This is a genomic window from Achromobacter denitrificans NBRC 15125 (genome assembly GCF_001571365.1).
GTDB classification, from domain to species: Bacteria; Pseudomonadota; Gammaproteobacteria; order Burkholderiales; family Burkholderiaceae_B; genus Achromobacter; species Achromobacter denitrificans.
The window spans coordinates 44,881-60,194 of record NZ_BCTQ01000039.1 but is presented as its reverse complement, the minus strand read 5'-3'; the positions used below and the strand labels follow the sequence as shown (position 1 = coordinate 60,194).

The following is a 15,314-nucleotide window of genomic DNA, read 5'->3' as shown; positions in this document are numbered from 1 at the left end:
GCCAAGCGCATCGTGCGCGATGGCGGCAAGGCCCGCATCGTGTTCACGGAAGGCGAAGACGAGCGCGTGCTGCGCGCCGTGCAGGTGGTGGTGGACGAAGGCCTGGCCCGTCCGATCCTGGTGGGCCGCCCCGCGGTGCTGCTGTCGCGCATCGAGAAATTCGGCCTGCGCCTGCGCCTGGGCGAGGACGTCGAAGTCACCAACCCCGAATACGACGAGCGTTTCCACCAGTACTGGACGACGTACTGGGAATTGATGTGCCGCCGCGGCATCACCAAGGAAATGGCGCGCGTGGAAATGCGCCGCCGCCTGACGCTGATCGGCGCGATGATGGTGCGCCTGGGCGATGCCGACGGCATGGTCTGCGGCACGGTCGGCGCGTATCACGACCATCTGCGCTTCGTGGGCGAAGTGATCGGGCGCCGTCCCGGCCACAACGTGTACGCGGCAATGAACATCCTGCTGCTCAACGAACGCACGGTGGTGCTGGTCGACACGCACGTGAACGATGAGCCCTCGGCCGAACAGATCGCGGAATTCACGGTGATGGCGGCGCAGGAAATGGCCCGCATGAACCTGGCGCCCAAGGTGGCGCTGCTGTCGCGCTCGAATTTCGGGTCGGGCAGTTCGGCTTCGGGCGCGAAGATGCGCCGGGCGCTGGAACTGGTGCGCGAGATCGCGCCGGACCTGGAGATCGATGGCGAAATGCACGGCGATTGCGCGCTGGACGAAGCGCTGCGCATGCGGATCCTGCCGTCCTCGTCGCTCAAGGGCGAGGCGAACCTGCTGGTGTGCCCGAACGTGGACTCCGGCAACATCGCCTACAACCTGCTCAAGACGGCGGCGGGCAGCAACGTGGCGGTGGGTCCGTTCCTGCTGGGCGCGAATGCGCCGGTGCACATCCTGACCTCCAGCTCCACCGTGCGCCGCATCATCAATATGGCTGCGATGACCGTGCTGGACGCCAACCGGATCGATCAGCAGGCCTGAGCTCCGGGCGCGGGCGCGACGGCCCGCCCATGAAAAAATGCGCGCTGCCTCCATTCCGGGATGGGCCAGCGCGCATTGTCATTGGCGCGGCGCGCGCCGCGCGATGAGAAGGGCTTAGTGTTGACAGGCCCTAGTTGCTGCTGGCCTTCCAGGTGCCGTCGGGCTGCTTGCAGAACCAGAACTGCCATTTTTCCGTGGTGGCGCCGCGGGCGAAATCGCCCACGAGGAAGCGGCAGGTCTGGTCGTTCTTGACCTTGCTGGTCTGGGTCGGGGTCAGTTGCACCGTGATGGGCGGCGCCTTCTGGCGCTGGTGCGTGCTGGACCATTCGGTGCGCTGGCCGTCGGCGGAGCTGTTCAGCGACTGGGCCACGGCTTCATGGAACGAATTCCGGTCGGCCTTGGGGATCTGGGTGATGATGGCATTGTTCAGCATCACGGGCGGGGCGGCGACCGCCGTGGCCGAGATGCCGCATGCCACGAGCATGGAGGCGAGAACGCGGGTGGTTTTCAAGATGGGGCTCCCTGGTTTGTAGAGTCGTTGTGTGATGCCGGATCTTGCGCCGATAGTACCGCAGCGCGAAACCCGGCGTCAGGCCGGGCGCGGGCTCACAGCCCGAGGAATTTGAATGGTTCTGCCGGCTTGAATTCGTCGTTGGCCATGCCGGCGTAGATATGGGCCTGGTCCGGCCCGAGGTCGAGCTTCATGACCTTCCCGGTCTGCGGGGTGAAATCCAGTCGGGTCAGGTCGACCCAGAAAATATTCGGGGTCAGGGCCGACTCGAAGAAATAGCGCTTGCGCTTGTGGTCGGACACGGTGCGCCAGCGCGTGGAGGAAATATTGGGCTGGTCCGGCGTGGTGATGCCGAAGGGCACCGATACGTTGCGGATCACGCTGAAGGCGCTGGCGATGGCTTCGACCGCGTTTTCGCTCTTCGGGATCGCGTTCACGTAGAACGAGGCGCGCGCGTAACGGTCGGAGGCGCGGTTCGTGCCGGGCAGCATCACCGTGCCGCCGATCTGTTGCCAGTATTCGTTCAGCGCCAGCTGCTTCTCGAAGATCGGGGAATTGGTCATCACCTGATACGCGCGGCTGTGGTGGATGACCTGCTTGCCATCGATGTATTCGATGATGGCGCTGTCTCCGCTGGCGTCCGAGATCGAGAGATGCAGGGTGGCGAGCCGGCTTTCGCCCGGCACGCTGTCGGTGACGACGGTAAAGGGCTGCTTGGCCAGCGCCTCGACGGCTTCCGGCACGGTGGCGAAATTGTCGAGCACGTATTGCGCCCAGGCGGCGATGGTCAGGCCGGGCGTCTTGCCGTCGTAGCGCGGATAGGAGGATTCGACCAGCCACAGGACGTTGGCCACCAGCCCCGCCTCGTTCATGCCGTCCGTGGTGGAGATGTCGTAGCCGGATGCGATGACGCTGCCGTACCGCGAGGTCCATTTGACGGAGTTCGGACCGGCCTCGCCGGATCGCTCCATGCCGCGCGGAAATACCCACAGATTGGTGCCCACGTCGACTTTCCAGTCCATGGAGCGCGCGGTGATGACCTGCTCGCCGGCGCCGTGATAAACGAAGCGCGTGCAGGCTTGCGCCACCGGCGCAACCGCCATGCCCGCCGCGAGGGCGGCGGCGGCGCAGGCGGCGGCGAACGAACGTTTTTCCAGAAACATGGCTGCTTTTTCCCAGAGGAGCGATCGCGGGGGCGGGGCGGCCGCGGCAAGGACCTTGCGGCGGCCGGGGCCAGCATAGCAGTATGCGCGGAGAACGCGCGGCGGACGCAGAAATGCTTCACGCCGCTGCCCCCAAGGGGGCACGTTTTGTCTTGGGGCGGCCCGGCGACAAAAAAGGCCGCCGGATTGCCGGCGGCCAAGGTACAACAAGGGGAGGGGTAAATCCGCGCGGGCTTAGTTCGCGTGGTAGACGCCGGCGAACGGCATGTCATTGGGCTCGACGTCCGACACCATGCCGGCGGCCTTCGCCGCGGCCAGTTCGGCGCGCACTTCGGCGCGGGTCTTGCCGGATTGGGGAGCGCCGTAGACGCCCTGGAACGGCACGTTGTTCGGTTCGACGTCGCTGACCTGGCCGGCGGCCTTGGCGGCAGCCAGTTCGGCTTGCACCTGGGCGCGGGTCGGGCCTTCGTACGGCGTGCCGTAAACGCCCTGGAACGGGACGTTGTTGGGTTCGATGTTGGGCGAGGCGGCGTAGGCGCCGGCGCTCAGCGCGGCCAGGGACATCATCAAAGCGGTAGCAAGGGTCTTCATGGTAAATCTCCGATTTCAAGAGCTTTGGGAGCGAATCCGGCGGCCTATCCGTCGTGCTTCGTTGCTGTTTCCCGATGGCTCAATAGTGCGCTGAATCGGAGTAGGGATAAACCCGTATATCGGTAAAAGATATTTCCATCAATGGAAAGAATGGCTAATTATTTGTCTATAGTTGCTATTTATGGAACCGATAGGGCGCGCGCAAGCGCCCGATTTCGCGCCTGCATGGCGCGTCGGGGCTGCATGGAAAACGGGGGGGCAGGGGCGCGCCGGACGGCGGGCCTCAGTAGTGCGGAGGCAGTTCGTCGCGCAGGCTGCGGAAAGGGGCGGCGCCCTCGGGCGCCTGCTGGCGCAGGTCGGCCACTTCGCGCAGCAGCCGGTCGATCTGCTGTTGCTGGCGGACGATGATCTGGTTGAGCTGTTCCAGCAGGTCGTCCGCGAAGCTGGTCTTGACTTCCAGTTCCAGCAGGCGGCGTTCGATGTCTTGCGAGTTATCCATGGGAGCCATTAGAACCGATTCCCGGGGATGCGTGTCTGGCCAGGGAGGCGGATTTGGCTGAGCGGGAGGGGTGGCGTTCGGGTATGCGGGGCTGGGCTCTGCGGGGGCTGCTGGCATCGGTCCCGGCGGGCGCGTGGGCACAGCCGGGCGAGGCGGAACTGCCGGCGGTCGTCGTCACCGGCACGCGCCTGGGCGCCTCGGTGATGGACACCCCGGCCTCGGTCGACGTGGTGGAGGGCGCGCAAATGCGCCGCGGCCAGCCGGGCATCAACCTGTCCGAAGGGCTGGCCGGCGTGCCCGGGTTGCAGATCCAGAACCGCCAGAACTACGCGCAGGACCTGCAGATTTCCAGCCGCGGCTTCGGGGCGCGCTCCACCTTCGGCGTGCGCGGCGTGCGTCTCTATGTGGACGGCATCCCCGCCACCATGCCGGACGGGCAGGGGCAGACCTCGAACATCGACATCGGTTCGATCGGCCGGGTCGAGGTGCTGCGCGGGCCGTTCTCCGCGCTCTACGGCAACTCGTCGGGCGGCGTGATCCTGGTCAGCACCGAGGATGGCGTCGAGCCGCCGTCGCTGTCGGCCAGCGGCTGGGGCGGCAGCGACGGAACCTGGCGCTACGGCCTGCGCGCCAACGGCGCCTCGGGCTCGGGGCCGGGCGCCCTGGACTACGTGGTGGACCTGACCCGTTTCACCACCGACGGCTACCGCGACCACAGCGCCGCCCGCAAGAACCTGGGCAACGCCAAGCTGGGCCTGCAGCTCGACGACGCCAGCCGGTTGACCCTGGTGGCCAACAGCGTGGACCTGAAGGCGCAGGATCCGCTGGGCCTGACTTACCGGCAATTCCAGGACGAGCCGCGCTCCGCGCCGCTGGCCGAGCAATACGACACGCGCAAGACGGTCAGGCAGACGCAGGGAGGCGCGATCTACGAACGCGAGGTCGACGGCCGCAATACCCTGCGCCTGATGGTCTACTACGGCCAGCGCGATACCACGCAATACCAGGCGATCCCGCCCGCCGCGCAGATGGCGCCGTCCCAGGCGGGCGGGGTCATCGACCTGAAACGCCAGTACGGCGGGGCGGACCTGCGCTGGACCACCGAGACGACCGCCGCGGGCCGGCCCCTGACCCTGGTGGGCGGCTTTTCCTACGATTCCCTGCGCGAAACCCGCAAGGGCTACGAGAACTACACCGGCTCGGGCGCCGGCCGGCAGCTGGGCGTGCGCGGCGCGCTCAGGCGCGACGAAACCAATACCGTCTACAACGCCGATCCCTACCTGCAGGCGTCCTGGCAGGTCTCGGAAAGGTGGACGCTGGACGCGGGCCTGCGCTACAGCACGGTGAATTTCGATTCCGACGACCGCTACGTGGCGCCGGGCAACGCCGACGACAGCGGCACTGCGCGCTACCGCAAGGCGCTGCCGGTGGCGGCCCTGCGCTATGCCCCGGATCCCGGCCTGAGCCTCTACGCCTCGTACGGGCGCGGCTTCGAGACGCCGACGCTCAACGAACTCTCGTACCGGCCCGGCGGCCAGCCCGGCTTGAATTTCGGCTTGGCGCCGGCCTTGAGCACCAACCTGGAGGCGGGCGTGAAGGCGCGCGTCGCGGGCGGGCTGCTGACGGCGGCGGTGTTCCACGCGTCGACCGACGACGAGATCGTATCGGCGGGCAGCGCCGGCGGCCGGACCAGTTACCAGAACGCCGGCCGCACGCGGCGCGACGGCATCGAGCTGGGCTGGTCGGGCGAGTTCGCCCGGAACGGGCGCGCGCAGCTTGCCTATACCTGGCTGAACGCGCGCTATGTCGACGACGGGCCGGGCGACATCCGCGCCGGCAACCGCATTCCCGGCATCGCGCGCCAGGCGGCGTATGCGTCGCTGGCCTGGGCGCCGCCCGAAGGATGGCAGGCCTCGGTGGAAGGGCGTTTGCTGAGCAAGGTCTACGTCAACGACGCCAACGACGGCGACGCGCCCGGTTATGTCGTGGCGGCGCTGAGCGCGGGCTACGTGAAGAAGCTGGGCGCCTGGGAGTTGAACGCCTATGCCCGCGTGGACAATCTGTTCGATCGCCGCTACGCCGGCTCGGTGATCGTCAACGAGGTCAACGGCCGCTATTACGAGCCGGCCGCGGGCCGCAGCGTGGGCGGCGGCATCGGCGCGACCTACCGCTACTGAGGCGGGCCGTCCGCGGCCGCGGACGGGTAGCAGAAACCGTAGTCCTCGCAGTCCGGACAGCCCGGCGCGGCCGCCGGCGGCAGGCCGGCATGCTCGTGGGCGGAGTAAGCCAGGAATTGCTTCCAGCGCAGGTTGCGCACATTGCGCGCCACCAGGCCGGGATAGTGGCGCGCCAGCAGGGCGGTCACGTCTTCGCGGCCGGACAGCCCCAAATCGCGCCACAAGTGGTCGGGCCGCAGACAGGCCTGCGCCAGCACGCCGGTCACCCATGGGGTGGTGTCCGTCTCCGGCGCGCGCCAGGCCTCCAGCAGCGCGCGCAGCATCCCCGTGAATTCCGCCTGGGCGTCGTCCGGCTCGCGCGCGGCGTAGGCCGCGCCTTGTTCGCGCAGCGCCGCCAGGGCCAGGTCGTGGGCGGCCGGCGCGCCCGGAAAGAGCTGCGCCAGCAGGCCGCGCAGCGCCTCTGGCGGCAGGCCGCTGCGCCCCAGGTCGCCGTGCGCGAGGCTCTTGCCCAGCACGGTGGCGAAAAAGCCCGCGTCGGGATGTCCGGGCGGCGCATAGCGCAGCAGCGCGCGGGCCAGCCGCTGGGCGGTGGCGGCGCAATCGGATGAGGTGTCGGAACGGGCGTTCGGAAGGGCGGACATGGCGGGATGGGGGCGGGCGCCTGGAAAGTTCAGGTGTTAATGCATTCGTTGTGTAGTTAAATATATAACGAAAACTCCCGCCTCCTGTTGGCCTGGCGCAAACCGGCGGGCAGGGCGCGCGGGCGCAGCCCTGTGCCGGCGTGGCCGCCGGCGAACTGGCGCGCCGGGCGGACGAAAAAAAACAGGCGCCCGAGGGCGCCTGTTTGCTTGCCTCAGGGGCAGGCCGTCATTACATGGCGTGACCCATGTTGACGTTCATGTTGTACAGCACCCATGCCGAACCGCCGACGATGATGGCGATGATCATCACGGTGAACAGGAACGTGGCGAGGTTGTCGCGGGCCGACTTCGATGCGCCCATGTGCAGGAAGTACACCAGCTGCACCAGCAGCTGGATCACGCACAGCGCCACCACACCAATGATGGTGATGGTGTGGGACAGCCCGCCGTTCATCACCAGGCCGAAGGAGCCGAAGGTGAGAAGCAGCGAGAGCACGAAACCGATGATGTAGGACTTCAGGCTGCCGTGGTCGGCGGCGTGATCGTCGTGGCCGTGTGCGGCCGCAGCGGAGTGCGACATCAGATGGCTCCCATGAGATAGACGAAGGTGAAGACGCAGATCCAGACGATGTCCAGGAAGTGCCAGAACAGGCTCAGGCACGCCAGGCGACGCTTGTTGATCGAGTCCAGGCCATGGCGGCGGATCATGTCCAGCAGGACGATGATCCAGATCAGGCCGAACGTGACGTGCAGGCCGTGCGTGCCGATCAGCGTGAAGAACGCCGACAGGTACGCGCTGCGGCCCGGGCCGGCGCCGATCGAGATCAGGTGATGGAATTCATAGACTTCCATCGCGATGAAGCCCGCGCCGAACAGGAACGTCACCATCAACCAGCCCATGGCGCGGCTCTTGTTGTTGGCGTGCACGTTCAGGTTGGCCATGCCGAAGGTGAAGCTGGAGAACAGCAGCAACAGCGTTTCGACCAGCACGAACTTCAGATCGAACAGTTCCTTGCCCGTCGGGCCGCCCGCGGTGGCGTTGAACAACACCGCGAACGTGGCGAACAGCACCGAGAAGATCAGCAAGTCGCTCATCAGATAGACCCAGAAACCGAATACGGTCTTGGATCCATCGTCGTGATGCGCGTGATCGTCGTGACCCGCGTGGGGGTGAGTGGCTACGGCTTGAATCATGGCTCAGGCGGCCTTCTGCATTTTGTCAAAGTGAGCGTTTTCGATGCGTTCGACTTCCGCGGCCGGGACCCAGTAGTCGACGTCGCGGTCATAGGCGCGGACGATGAACGAACCGATCATGCCGACGAAACCGACGATGGACAGCCACCAGATGTGCCAGATCAGGGCAAAGCACATGACCAGGCCAAAGGCGCCGATGAATACGCCGGCGGCGGTGTTCTTCGGCATGTGGATGTCTTCGTACTTGGCCGGGCGCTTGTAAGCCTTGCCGTTCTGCTTGTCTTCCCAGAACTGGTCCAGCGAGTCGACGTGCGGCACGTGGGCGAAGTTGTAGAAAGGAGCGGGCGAGGAGATCGACCATTCGAGCGTGCGGCCGTCCCAGGGATCGCCGGTGATGTCCTGGTTCTGCTTGCGCTGGCGAACCGACACGAACACTTGCTGCAGCAGGAACCAGATGCCCAGCATGATCAGCGCGGCGCCGGCCAGGGCGACCAGCAGGTACGGCTGCCATTCGGGGTTGTCGTAGTGGTTCAGGCGGCGGGTCATGCCCTTGAAGCCCAGGATGTACAGGGGCATGAAGGCCAGGAAGAAACCGACGAACCAGCAGTAGAACGAATAGCGACCCAGGCGCTCGTTCAGCTTGAAGCCGAACGCCTTCGGGAACCAGTAGGTCATGCCGGCGATGCAACCGAACACCACGCCACCGATGATGGTGTTGTGGAAGTGGGCGATCAGGAACAGGCTGTTGTGCAGCACGAAGGACACGCCGGGGATGGCCAGCATCACGCCGGTCATGCCGCCGATGACGAACACGATCATGAAGCCCAGCGTCCACAGCACCGGCGTGGTGATGCGCAGGCGGCCGCGGTAGATGGTGAACAGCCAGTTGAAGATCTTCGCGCCCGTCGGGATCGAGATGATCATTGTCGCTATGCCGAAGAAGGCATTGACGTTGGCTCCCGCGCCCATGGTGAAGAAGTGGTGCAGCCAGACCAGGAACGACAGCACGCCGATGGCGGCCGTGGCGTAAACCATGGACTTGTAGCCGAACAGGGTCTTGCGGGCGTAGGTGGCGACGATTTCGGAATACACGCCGAACGCCGGCAGCACCAGGATGTAGACCTCGGGGTGGCCCCAGATCCAGATCAGGTTCACGTACATCATGACGTTGCCGCCCATGTCGTTCGTGAAGAAGTGCGTGCCCAGGTAGCGGTCCATCGTCAGTAGCGCGAGCGTTGCGGCCAGCACGGGGAAGGCGGCGACGATCAGGACGTTGGTGACCAGCGAGGTCCAGGTGAAGATCGGCATCTTCATCAGGCCCATGCCCGGCGCGCGCATGCGCAGGATGGTCACGATGAAGTTGATGCCGCTAAGCGTGGTGCCCAGCCCGGATATCTGGAGCGCCCAGATGTAGTAATCCACCCCCACGCTCGGGCTGTAGTCCAGCCCGGAGAGCGGCGGATAGGCGAGCCAGCCGGTCGCGGCGAATTCGCCCACGAACAGCGAGATCATCATCAGCGCGACGCCGGCGCCGAACAGCCAGAAGCTCAGCGAGTTCAGGAACGGGTAGGCCACGTCGCGGGCGCCGATCTGCAACGGCACGACGAGGTTCATCAGCCCGGTGATGAAGGGCATCGCCATGAAGAAAATCATGATGACGCCGTGGGCGGTGAAGATCTGGTCGTAGTGGTGCGGCGGCAGGAAGCCGGCAGAGTCGGCGGAGGCGACCGCCAGCTGGGTACGCATCATGATGGCGTCGGCGAATCCGCGCAGCAGCATGATCAGGGCGACGATGATGTACATCACGCCGATACGCTTGTGGTCGACCGTGGTCAGCCACTCCGTCCAGAGGTACTTCCACTTACCGAAGTAGGTGATGGCGCCGAAGACCGCTAGGCCTCCCAGGCACACGGCGGCCAGCGTAACCATGACGATGGGTTCATGGTACGGAATGGCCTCGAGGGTGAGTTTCCCGAGCATTGTTAGTTAATTCCTGCGATCAGATTGTTCGACGTGGGGGTGCACGTGGCGGAGTCCACGCCGGCCATCTTGGTCATGGTGCTGCCAAGAATGAAATCAAACATGGCGGGGGGCGCCGAGGAGTACTTGACGACCGGGTTGTGCTCGCTGCGCTTGCTCAGTTCCGCGTAGACCTCGGGGGTCAGCGCGGCCGGCGCGGCCTTGGCTTCCTTGATCCAGTTGTCGAACCCTTCCTGCGACATGGCGATGGCCTTGAAGCGCATGCCGGAGAAGCCGGCGCCGCTGTAGTTGGCCGAGATGCCCGCATAGGTGCCGGCTTCGCGCGCGTTCAGGTGCAGCTTGGTCTCCATGCCGGCCATCGAGTAGATCTGGCTGCCCAGCTGGGGGATGAAGAACGAGTTCATGACCGTGGCCGAGGTGATCCGGAAGTTGACCGGCACATCGACGGGGAACGCGATCTCGTTGACCGTGGCGATGTCGTACTCGGGGTAGATGAACAGCCACTTCCAATCCAGCGAAACCACCTCGATGGTCACCGGCTTGTGTTCGGACACGAGCGGCTTGTAGGGATCCAGCGCATGCGTCGAGCGCCAGGTGATCACGGCCAGGATGGCCACGATGATACAAGGGATGGTCCAGACCACGACTTCGATCGCCGTGGAGTGGGCCCACTTGGGCTGGTAGTCAGCTTGAGTGTTGGAGGCGCGGTATTTCCAGGCAAAAGCCAGAATCATGACGATGACTGGAATCACGACGATGAGCATCAGCCCGGTCGTCGTGAACAGCAAAGTCCTTTCCTGGATGCCGATATCTCCCTTGGGGGAGAGGATTTCCATGTTGCAGCCGCCAAGCAGCATGACCGCGCCGACGCTGAGAATGCGCGTAAGGGTCGCAAGGAGGGGGTGTTTCACGTACAGCCTTGGATGGAAGGTGGAAAATGCTGCGTAGCAGCAGACTGGAATGCTGCTAGGCAGCAACGTCCATCCTATCGGTTTGATTTGGGTCAAGCCTGCGACGAATGGTCGCATTCCCTGGGGAGATTCTGCTCCGGACGGAGCAGGTTTAGGGTTTTCCTAGGGGAGTAGGGCCCCGAGAGCGGGTTCCAAGGTGCGACGATATGTCGCACCCGCACAAGCCAGGGGTGCGACCTTATGTCGCATCCGCACAAATCAGTCCACGAGCACTTCGCGTTCCGGCCCCGGTTTTTTGGCCAGCTTGCGCTGCAAGGAGCGCCGGTGCATGCCCAGGAGGCGGGCGGCGGCCGAGACGTTGCCGCCGGTTTCGTGCAGGGCCTGGTGGATGTGCTCCCATTCCAGGCGGTGCAACGGCGTCATGGTGGTTTCGATCGTAACGGATTCCGGCTTCACCAGGCCGAGCGTGCGCAGGATCATCGGCGCGGTGGCCGGCTTGGGCAGGTAATCGTCCGCGCCGCGCTTGATGGCCTCGACGGCCGTGGCCACGCTGGCATAGCCAGTGACCAGCAGAATCCGCATGTCCGCCCGCAGGGCGCGCAGGGGACGGATCAGGGTCAGGCCGGAGTCCTCGCCCAGCCGCAGGTCCACCAGGGCGAAGGCGGGGCGGATTTCCTCGGCCACGCGCAAGGCTTCGGCGATGCCGGTGGCGGTTCGGGTTTCCAGGCCGCGGCGAGACAGGCTGCGCTGCAGCGTGCGGACGTACAGCTCGTCGTCGTCGATCAACAGGCCAAGATCGGTTGGATTCATCACATTCAAGTCCCGGGGGTGCCTAGGGCCTGCCCTAGCGGCAGGTAAAAGCGGATGCGGGTGCCTCCTTCTTCGGCGGCGGTCATGGTCATTTCGCCTCCCAGCTGTTCGACCGTGGCGTGCGACAGCGCCAGGCCCACGCCCAGCCCTCCCGGCTTGCCGCTGTTGAACAGGCTGGTGGCCGGCAGCAGGGTATGGTCGGGGTCGAAGCCCCGCCCGTAGTCCCGGACTTCGCCGCGCAGGGCGCCATAGCCATACTCCAGATGCAGGTCCACGCGCGGCGCGTTGGCGGCTTCGCCGGCGTCCGCCGCATTGTTCAGCAAGGCCTGGAGCAGGTGGGCGATGGCCGGGTCCACCCGCAGGCTGCCGGGCAGGGTGCCCGAACGCTGCAGGTCGATGGTCGGCCGGATCAGGCGCCATTGTCCCACCACGCGGACCAGGTCCACCGCGGTTGGGACCGCGAGATTGCGGATACGTTCCCGGCACAGGGCCAGCAACTGGCTCAGGGTGGAGACGTCGGCGCGCAGGTCTTCGTCCTGGATCTCGGCGGCGATCTCGTCGGCCAGCAGCGTCATGGTGGCCAGCGGGGTGTTCAGTTCATGCGCCATCGCCGCCGCATGCGTGGCCAGGGCGACGATGCCTTCGTTGCGGGTGAAGCGCTCGCGCAGCCTGGCCAGCTCGCGCTCGCGGGCGCGCAGATCCGAGGCCAGCCGGGTCGAGAACACCAGCACCACCACGACCGAGATCAGGAAGTTGGCGCCCATGCCCCACAGCAGCAGGTTGTGGGTATCCAGCTCGCCGCGCAGCGGCTGGCCGAAGATCGCGGCCGCCGCATAGCCGGAAATGCCCGCCACGGCCGCCGCCAGCGCCCAGTTGCGCGGCAGCGCCAGGGCCGCCAGCGCGGTCAGGATCAGGAACATCATGCCGAACGGGTTGTTGATGCCGCCGCTCCAGCCCACCATCCAGGCGAGCACGGCCATGTCCACGAACAGATGGCCGAAGGCCGTCGCGTGGGACAGGTCGCGGCGGTGGCGCAGCCGCAGGCTGGCGTAGACGTTGAAGCCGATCAGCGCGCCCACGCCCAGCCACAGCGGTTCGAGCGGCAGGTCGAGGCCGAGCACGCCGCTGGCCAGCAGGATGGTGGCGGCCTGGCCCGCGATGGCGAGCCAGCGCAGGCTGCAGAGGGTACGCAGGAAGGAAAAGGCGGAACTACCGGGCATATCCAGACACAGAGGTGCCGGCCTGTCAGCCGGCGGGTCAAGCGCCCGGCTGCGCGGAACGCTGGCATCCGGAGCGCGGCGCGGCGGGCGCCGGCTGCCGGCGCGCTCCAGAGGCGCCGGCGGCGGATGACGTGGCATTGTATGGCGAATCAGGGGGAGACGCCGGCGGAGGGGCGGTAAAGGTGTCCCTAATATCGGCCGCCGGCGGAACCGCCTGTATGCGCAATGGCGGAGGGGCCGCCGTGTCAGTGGATGGCGGACGTGCCGCTGTGGGCCATGGCGGGCGGGGGATAGTCTTCCTCGTCCGAGGCCATTTCGCCCTGGACCTGGGCCTGCTGCAGTTCCTGTTCCACCTGGGCGCGGCTTTCCGGATGGGTGGCCGCGACCGCGGGCGGATAGTCTTCCTGGCCGAAACTATATTGGCCGCTGGCCTTGGACTGGGCCAGTTCCGCGCTGACCTGGTCCGCGGTCTTGGCGGCGGGGGCGGCATAGGTGACGCGCCAGTCGCCGTAGAGGTCGCGCGAGTATTGCGCGGGCTGGGCCTGCGCGGCGCCGGCGGCGGCGGCCAGGCCGGCGCATAGCAATAAGGTAGAGGCTTTCATGAAATGCTCCTGACGATCAAAGCATGCGGCCGGGACCGGCCGCGCCGTCGTCCGCGATGCTGCCCTCGGACGATTTCCGGGATGAGCGATGCCTCGCCCGGCGCGCGGAAAGGAACGCGCGCCGGGCCTATTTCATTCGACCCGGCGCGCGGAGCCGCGTTGCGCGTCCGGGCCGCCTGTTGCACGGAAGGTGTTTCAACCGTGCAGCACAGATGTCAGTCCGCTTTCATGGGGACGGCTTGCGCCGCGCCTCAGTGGCCGTGGCCGGCGGCGGGCGCGGCGCCGGCGTTGAGCGGTCGCGCCACGGCATCCACCGCGATGCGCCGCTGCTGGCGCTGCGCGTCCTCGACCACCAGCGTCAAGGCGACGTGCTCGCCCGGCGCGATCTGGCGGGCCAGGTCGATCAGCATGACGTGATAGCCGCCCGGCTTCAGGTCGACCGCCTGGCCGGCGGGCAGGTCCAGGCCCGGCACCTGGCGCATCTTCATGACGTTGTCCTGCATGGCCATTTCGTGGATCTCCACGTGCTTGGCGGCCTGAGACTCCACGGCGACGAGCCGCGCCGGCGCGGCCGAGGTCAGGCGCATGAAGACGCCGGTGGCGTGCTGGTTGGGCACGGTGGCGCGCACCCAGGGATCCTGCACGGTCAGGGAGGCGTCCTGGGCGAACGCGGCGGGGGCGGCGCCGGCGAACGCGCACAGGGCGAAGGCGGCGGCCAGGGACTTGATCGAGATTGCTTTCATTGCGGATTCCTTTTCGATGAGGGCGTCAGAGCACGGTGCGCAGGTCGTCCGCGCATTCCTGCGCGGTCTGCTGGTGGCGCAGGGCGAGGCGCAGCTTGCCCTTGGCGTCGATGACGTAGGTCAGCGCGGTGTGGTCCATTGTGTAGGACGAGCCCGTGGGGACCTTCTGGTAGAACACCTTGAACGATTGGGCCGCGGCGCGCGTCTGCTGCGCGTCGCCGAGCAGGCCGACGAACCCGGGATCGAAGGCCTGGGTATAGGCGCGCAGGATCTCGGGCGTGTCGCGTTCGGGGTCGACGGTGATGAACAGCACGCGCAGCTTGGCCGCGTCCGCGCCCAGCAGGCTCTTGATTTCAACCGCGCGCGTGAGCGCGGTGGGGCAGATGTCCGGGCACTGCGTGAAACCGAAGAACAGCATCACCGGCTGGCCGCGGTAGTCGGCCAGCGTGCGGGGCTTGCCGTCGGTGTCCTGCAGCTGGAAGTCGCCGTCCGGCATGCCGGACAAGTCCATGCCGTGGAGTTTCGGGGCGTCGGGGCCGCAGCCCGTCAGGGCGAGCAGGGCGAGAGAAGACAGCAGCAGGCGGCGCCGCGGATCGGGCGCGTGCGAGGGCGCGCCGGCGGCGGCGCGCGGGAAACGGGAATGCATGAAAACCTCGTCGGTTGACGTATCGACAGGGCGCGGCGGGGCGCCGCGCGGCAAGGCGGAGTCAGGCGAGGGCGGGCGGGGCGCGGGAACCCAGCGGCGGGCCGTGGGCGTTTTGCGACGGCAGGGCGCCGGGGGCGGGCTTGGGCGGCGCGTGCCGCACGGTGGCGAGCACGAGCGGCGGGGGGGCGGCGGCGGGCGCCGGCAGCACATGGGCCAGCAGGCCGAAGGGGCACTGCGCGCCCGAGCCGGCGGTGTCGTGGCCGGCCTGTTCCTTGCCGCCCGCGGGCAGCGCCAGCACGAACGACGGCAGCGCGCCGGCGGCCGAGCAGAACGTGACTTCCAGGCGGCCGTCATGCAATGCGCGGGTGTCGGGCATGTAGCCCGCCGGCACCAGCGCGCGCAGCGTCAGCGCCAGCAGCGCCAGCCACAGCACGGCCCGCGCGCGAGCGGCGCTTGCGGCGTGCTGGAGGCGGACGTGTCTGGTTAAGGCAGGCATGCCAGGCATTCTACCCGTGTGGTCCGGCCTCGGCATCCGGCGCGGAACCGCGAAAATCTTGGTACCCTTGAACGCACTCCATCCCGACCCCCGATCTCAGTGCCCCAGGTTTCAGTGCTTTCCTCGTACGCTCCAGCCCT

Annotated in this window: 17 protein-coding genes; 2 read left to right on the top strand and 15 right to left on the bottom strand. The window is 66.8% G+C overall.

What is annotated here, in order from left to right; translation table 11 throughout:
• The coding region (locus tag ADE01S_RS25360; RefSeq protein WP_255220872.1) for a phosphate acyltransferase at positions 1 to 990 on the top strand (990 nt) is incomplete at its 5' end.
• A gap of 130 nt (positions 991 to 1,120) precedes the next feature.
• Here ADE01S_RS25360 and ADE01S_RS25355 read toward each other — a convergent pair.
• The 4 genes from ADE01S_RS25355 to ADE01S_RS25340 all read right to left on the bottom strand — a co-directional run bounded on the left by ADE01S_RS25355 (position 1,121) and on the right by ADE01S_RS25340 (position 3,754).
• Complete coding sequence (locus ADE01S_RS25355) at positions 1,121 to 1,501, bottom strand: hypothetical protein (RefSeq protein ID WP_062684509.1); 381 nt, start codon at positions 1,499 to 1,501, stop codon at positions 1,121 to 1,123.
• 95 nt (positions 1,502 to 1,596) lie between these two features.
• The gene (locus ADE01S_RS25350; RefSeq protein ID WP_242663400.1) at positions 1,597 to 2,604 is read right to left on the bottom strand and encodes a linear amide C-N hydrolase; all 1,008 of its coding nucleotides are present in this window, start codon (positions 2,602 to 2,604) and stop codon (positions 1,597 to 1,599) included.
• 294 nt (positions 2,605 to 2,898) lie between these two features.
• On the bottom strand, positions 2,899 to 3,255 hold the full coding sequence (locus ADE01S_RS25345; protein ID WP_062684507.1) for a DUF4148 domain-containing protein: 357 nt from the start codon (positions 3,253 to 3,255) through the stop codon (positions 2,899 to 2,901).
• Positions 3,256 to 3,538: 283 nt separating this feature from the next.
• Complete coding sequence (locus ADE01S_RS25340) at positions 3,539 to 3,754, bottom strand: SlyX family protein (protein WP_062684515.1); 216 nt, start codon at positions 3,752 to 3,754, stop codon at positions 3,539 to 3,541.
• A gap of 83 nt (positions 3,755 to 3,837) precedes the next feature.
• On the opposite strand from ADE01S_RS25340, the gene ADE01S_RS25335 reads away from it, so the two are divergent.
• Positions 3,838 to 5,931 (top strand): TonB-dependent receptor family protein, encoded by a 2,094-nt coding sequence (locus ADE01S_RS25335; protein ID WP_062684506.1) that lies wholly within the window; start codon positions 3,838 to 3,840, stop codon positions 5,929 to 5,931.
• Here the strand turns inward: ADE01S_RS25335 and ADE01S_RS25330 are convergent.
• The 11 genes from ADE01S_RS25330 to ADE01S_RS25280 form a co-directional block, all read right to left on the bottom strand.
• Positions 5,925 to 6,572, bottom strand: a complete 648-nt coding sequence (locus ADE01S_RS25330; protein ID WP_062684505.1) for a nitrogen fixation protein NifQ — start codon at positions 6,570 to 6,572, stop codon at positions 5,925 to 5,927. The two genes, ADE01S_RS25335 and ADE01S_RS25330, sit on opposite strands and share 7 nt — an antisense overlap.
• Before the next feature lie 229 nt (positions 6,573 to 6,801).
• Positions 6,802 to 7,152, bottom strand: a complete 351-nt coding sequence (gene cyoD, locus ADE01S_RS25325) for a cytochrome o ubiquinol oxidase subunit IV (protein WP_042794898.1) — start codon at positions 7,150 to 7,152, stop codon at positions 6,802 to 6,804.
• Complete coding sequence (gene cyoC, locus ADE01S_RS25320; protein WP_042794897.1) at positions 7,152 to 7,766, bottom strand: cytochrome o ubiquinol oxidase subunit III; 615 nt, start codon at positions 7,764 to 7,766, stop codon at positions 7,152 to 7,154. Before cyoC ends, cyoD begins: the two co-directional genes overlap by 1 nt.
• Before the next feature lie 3 nt (positions 7,767 to 7,769).
• Positions 7,770 to 9,746: a cytochrome o ubiquinol oxidase subunit I gene (cyoB, locus tag ADE01S_RS25315; protein WP_062684504.1), complete on the bottom strand. Its 1,977-nt coding sequence runs from the start codon at positions 9,744 to 9,746 to the stop codon at positions 7,770 to 7,772.
• A gap of 2 nt (positions 9,747 to 9,748) precedes the next feature.
• Positions 9,749 to 10,657: a ubiquinol oxidase subunit II gene (cyoA, locus tag ADE01S_RS25310; RefSeq protein ID WP_062684503.1), complete on the bottom strand. Its 909-nt coding sequence runs from the start codon at positions 10,655 to 10,657 to the stop codon at positions 9,749 to 9,751.
• Between the two features lie 258 nt (positions 10,658 to 10,915).
• A complete protein-coding gene (locus ADE01S_RS25305; protein WP_006221322.1) occupies positions 10,916 to 11,467 on the bottom strand; it encodes a response regulator transcription factor in 552 nt (183 codons plus the stop codon).
• 5 nt (positions 11,468 to 11,472) lie between these two features.
• Positions 11,473 to 12,687 carry a HAMP domain-containing histidine kinase gene (locus ADE01S_RS25300; RefSeq protein WP_062684502.1) on the bottom strand — a complete coding sequence of 405 codons (1,215 nt, stop codon included), beginning with the start codon at positions 12,685 to 12,687 and terminating at the stop codon, positions 11,473 to 11,475.
• Positions 12,688 to 12,932: 245 nt separating this feature from the next.
• Positions 12,933 to 13,289: a DUF4148 domain-containing protein gene (locus tag ADE01S_RS25295; RefSeq protein WP_062684501.1), complete on the bottom strand. Its 357-nt coding sequence runs from the start codon at positions 13,287 to 13,289 to the stop codon at positions 12,933 to 12,935.
• A 251-nt stretch (positions 13,290 to 13,540) separates the two neighbouring features.
• Positions 13,541 to 14,032: a copper chaperone PCu(A)C gene (locus tag ADE01S_RS25290; protein WP_062684500.1), complete on the bottom strand. Its 492-nt coding sequence runs from the start codon at positions 14,030 to 14,032 to the stop codon at positions 13,541 to 13,543.
• A gap of 25 nt (positions 14,033 to 14,057) precedes the next feature.
• Positions 14,058 to 14,678, bottom strand: a complete 621-nt coding sequence (locus ADE01S_RS25285) for an SCO family protein (RefSeq protein ID WP_062684499.1) — start codon at positions 14,676 to 14,678, stop codon at positions 14,058 to 14,060.
• 61 nt (positions 14,679 to 14,739) lie between these two features.
• Positions 14,740 to 15,174, bottom strand: a complete 435-nt coding sequence (locus tag ADE01S_RS25280; RefSeq protein ID WP_062684498.1) for a DUF2946 family protein — start codon at positions 15,172 to 15,174, stop codon at positions 14,740 to 14,742.
• Between the last annotated feature and the right edge of the window lie 140 nt (positions 15,175 to 15,314).

Excerpts from the sequence above, each read along its gene's own strand:
- ADE01S_RS25350 (WP_242663400.1), bottom strand. The coding sequence starts at position 2,604 with ATGGCGGTTGCGCCGGTGGCGCAAGCCTGCACGCGCTTCGTTTATCAC.
- ADE01S_RS25345 (WP_062684507.1), bottom strand. The coding sequence starts at position 3,255 with ATGAAGACCCTTGCTACCGCTTTGATGATGTCCCTGGCCGCGCTGAGC.
- ADE01S_RS25340 (WP_062684515.1), bottom strand. The coding sequence starts at position 3,754 with ATGGATAACTCGCAAGACATCGAACGCCGCCTGCTGGAACTGGAAGTC.
- ADE01S_RS25335 (WP_062684506.1), top strand. The coding sequence starts at position 3,838 with ATGCGGGGCTGGGCTCTGCGGGGGCTGCTGGCATCGGTCCCGGCGGGC.
- ADE01S_RS25330 (WP_062684505.1), bottom strand. The coding sequence starts at position 6,572 with ATGTCCGCCCTTCCGAACGCCCGTTCCGACACCTCATCCGATTGCGCC.
- cyoD (WP_042794898.1), bottom strand. The coding sequence starts at position 7,152 with ATGTCGCACTCCGCTGCGGCCGCACACGGCCACGACGATCACGCCGCC.
- cyoC (WP_042794897.1), bottom strand. The coding sequence starts at position 7,766 with ATGATTCAAGCCGTAGCCACTCACCCCCACGCGGGTCACGACGATCAC.
- cyoB (WP_062684504.1), bottom strand. The coding sequence starts at position 9,746 with ATGCTCGGGAAACTCACCCTCGAGGCCATTCCGTACCATGAACCCATC.
- ADE01S_RS25305 (WP_006221322.1), bottom strand. The coding sequence starts at position 11,467 with ATGAATCCAACCGATCTTGGCCTGTTGATCGACGACGACGAGCTGTAC.
- ADE01S_RS25300 (WP_062684502.1), bottom strand. The coding sequence starts at position 12,687 with ATGCCCGGTAGTTCCGCCTTTTCCTTCCTGCGTACCCTCTGCAGCCTG.
- ADE01S_RS25295 (WP_062684501.1), bottom strand. The coding sequence starts at position 13,289 with ATGAAAGCCTCTACCTTATTGCTATGCGCCGGCCTGGCCGCCGCCGCC.
- ADE01S_RS25290 (WP_062684500.1), bottom strand. The coding sequence starts at position 14,032 with ATGAAAGCAATCTCGATCAAGTCCCTGGCCGCCGCCTTCGCCCTGTGC.
- ADE01S_RS25285 (WP_062684499.1), bottom strand. The coding sequence starts at position 14,678 with ATGCATTCCCGTTTCCCGCGCGCCGCCGCCGGCGCGCCCTCGCACGCG.
- ADE01S_RS25280 (WP_062684498.1), bottom strand. The coding sequence starts at position 15,174 with ATGCCTGCCTTAACCAGACACGTCCGCCTCCAGCACGCCGCAAGCGCC.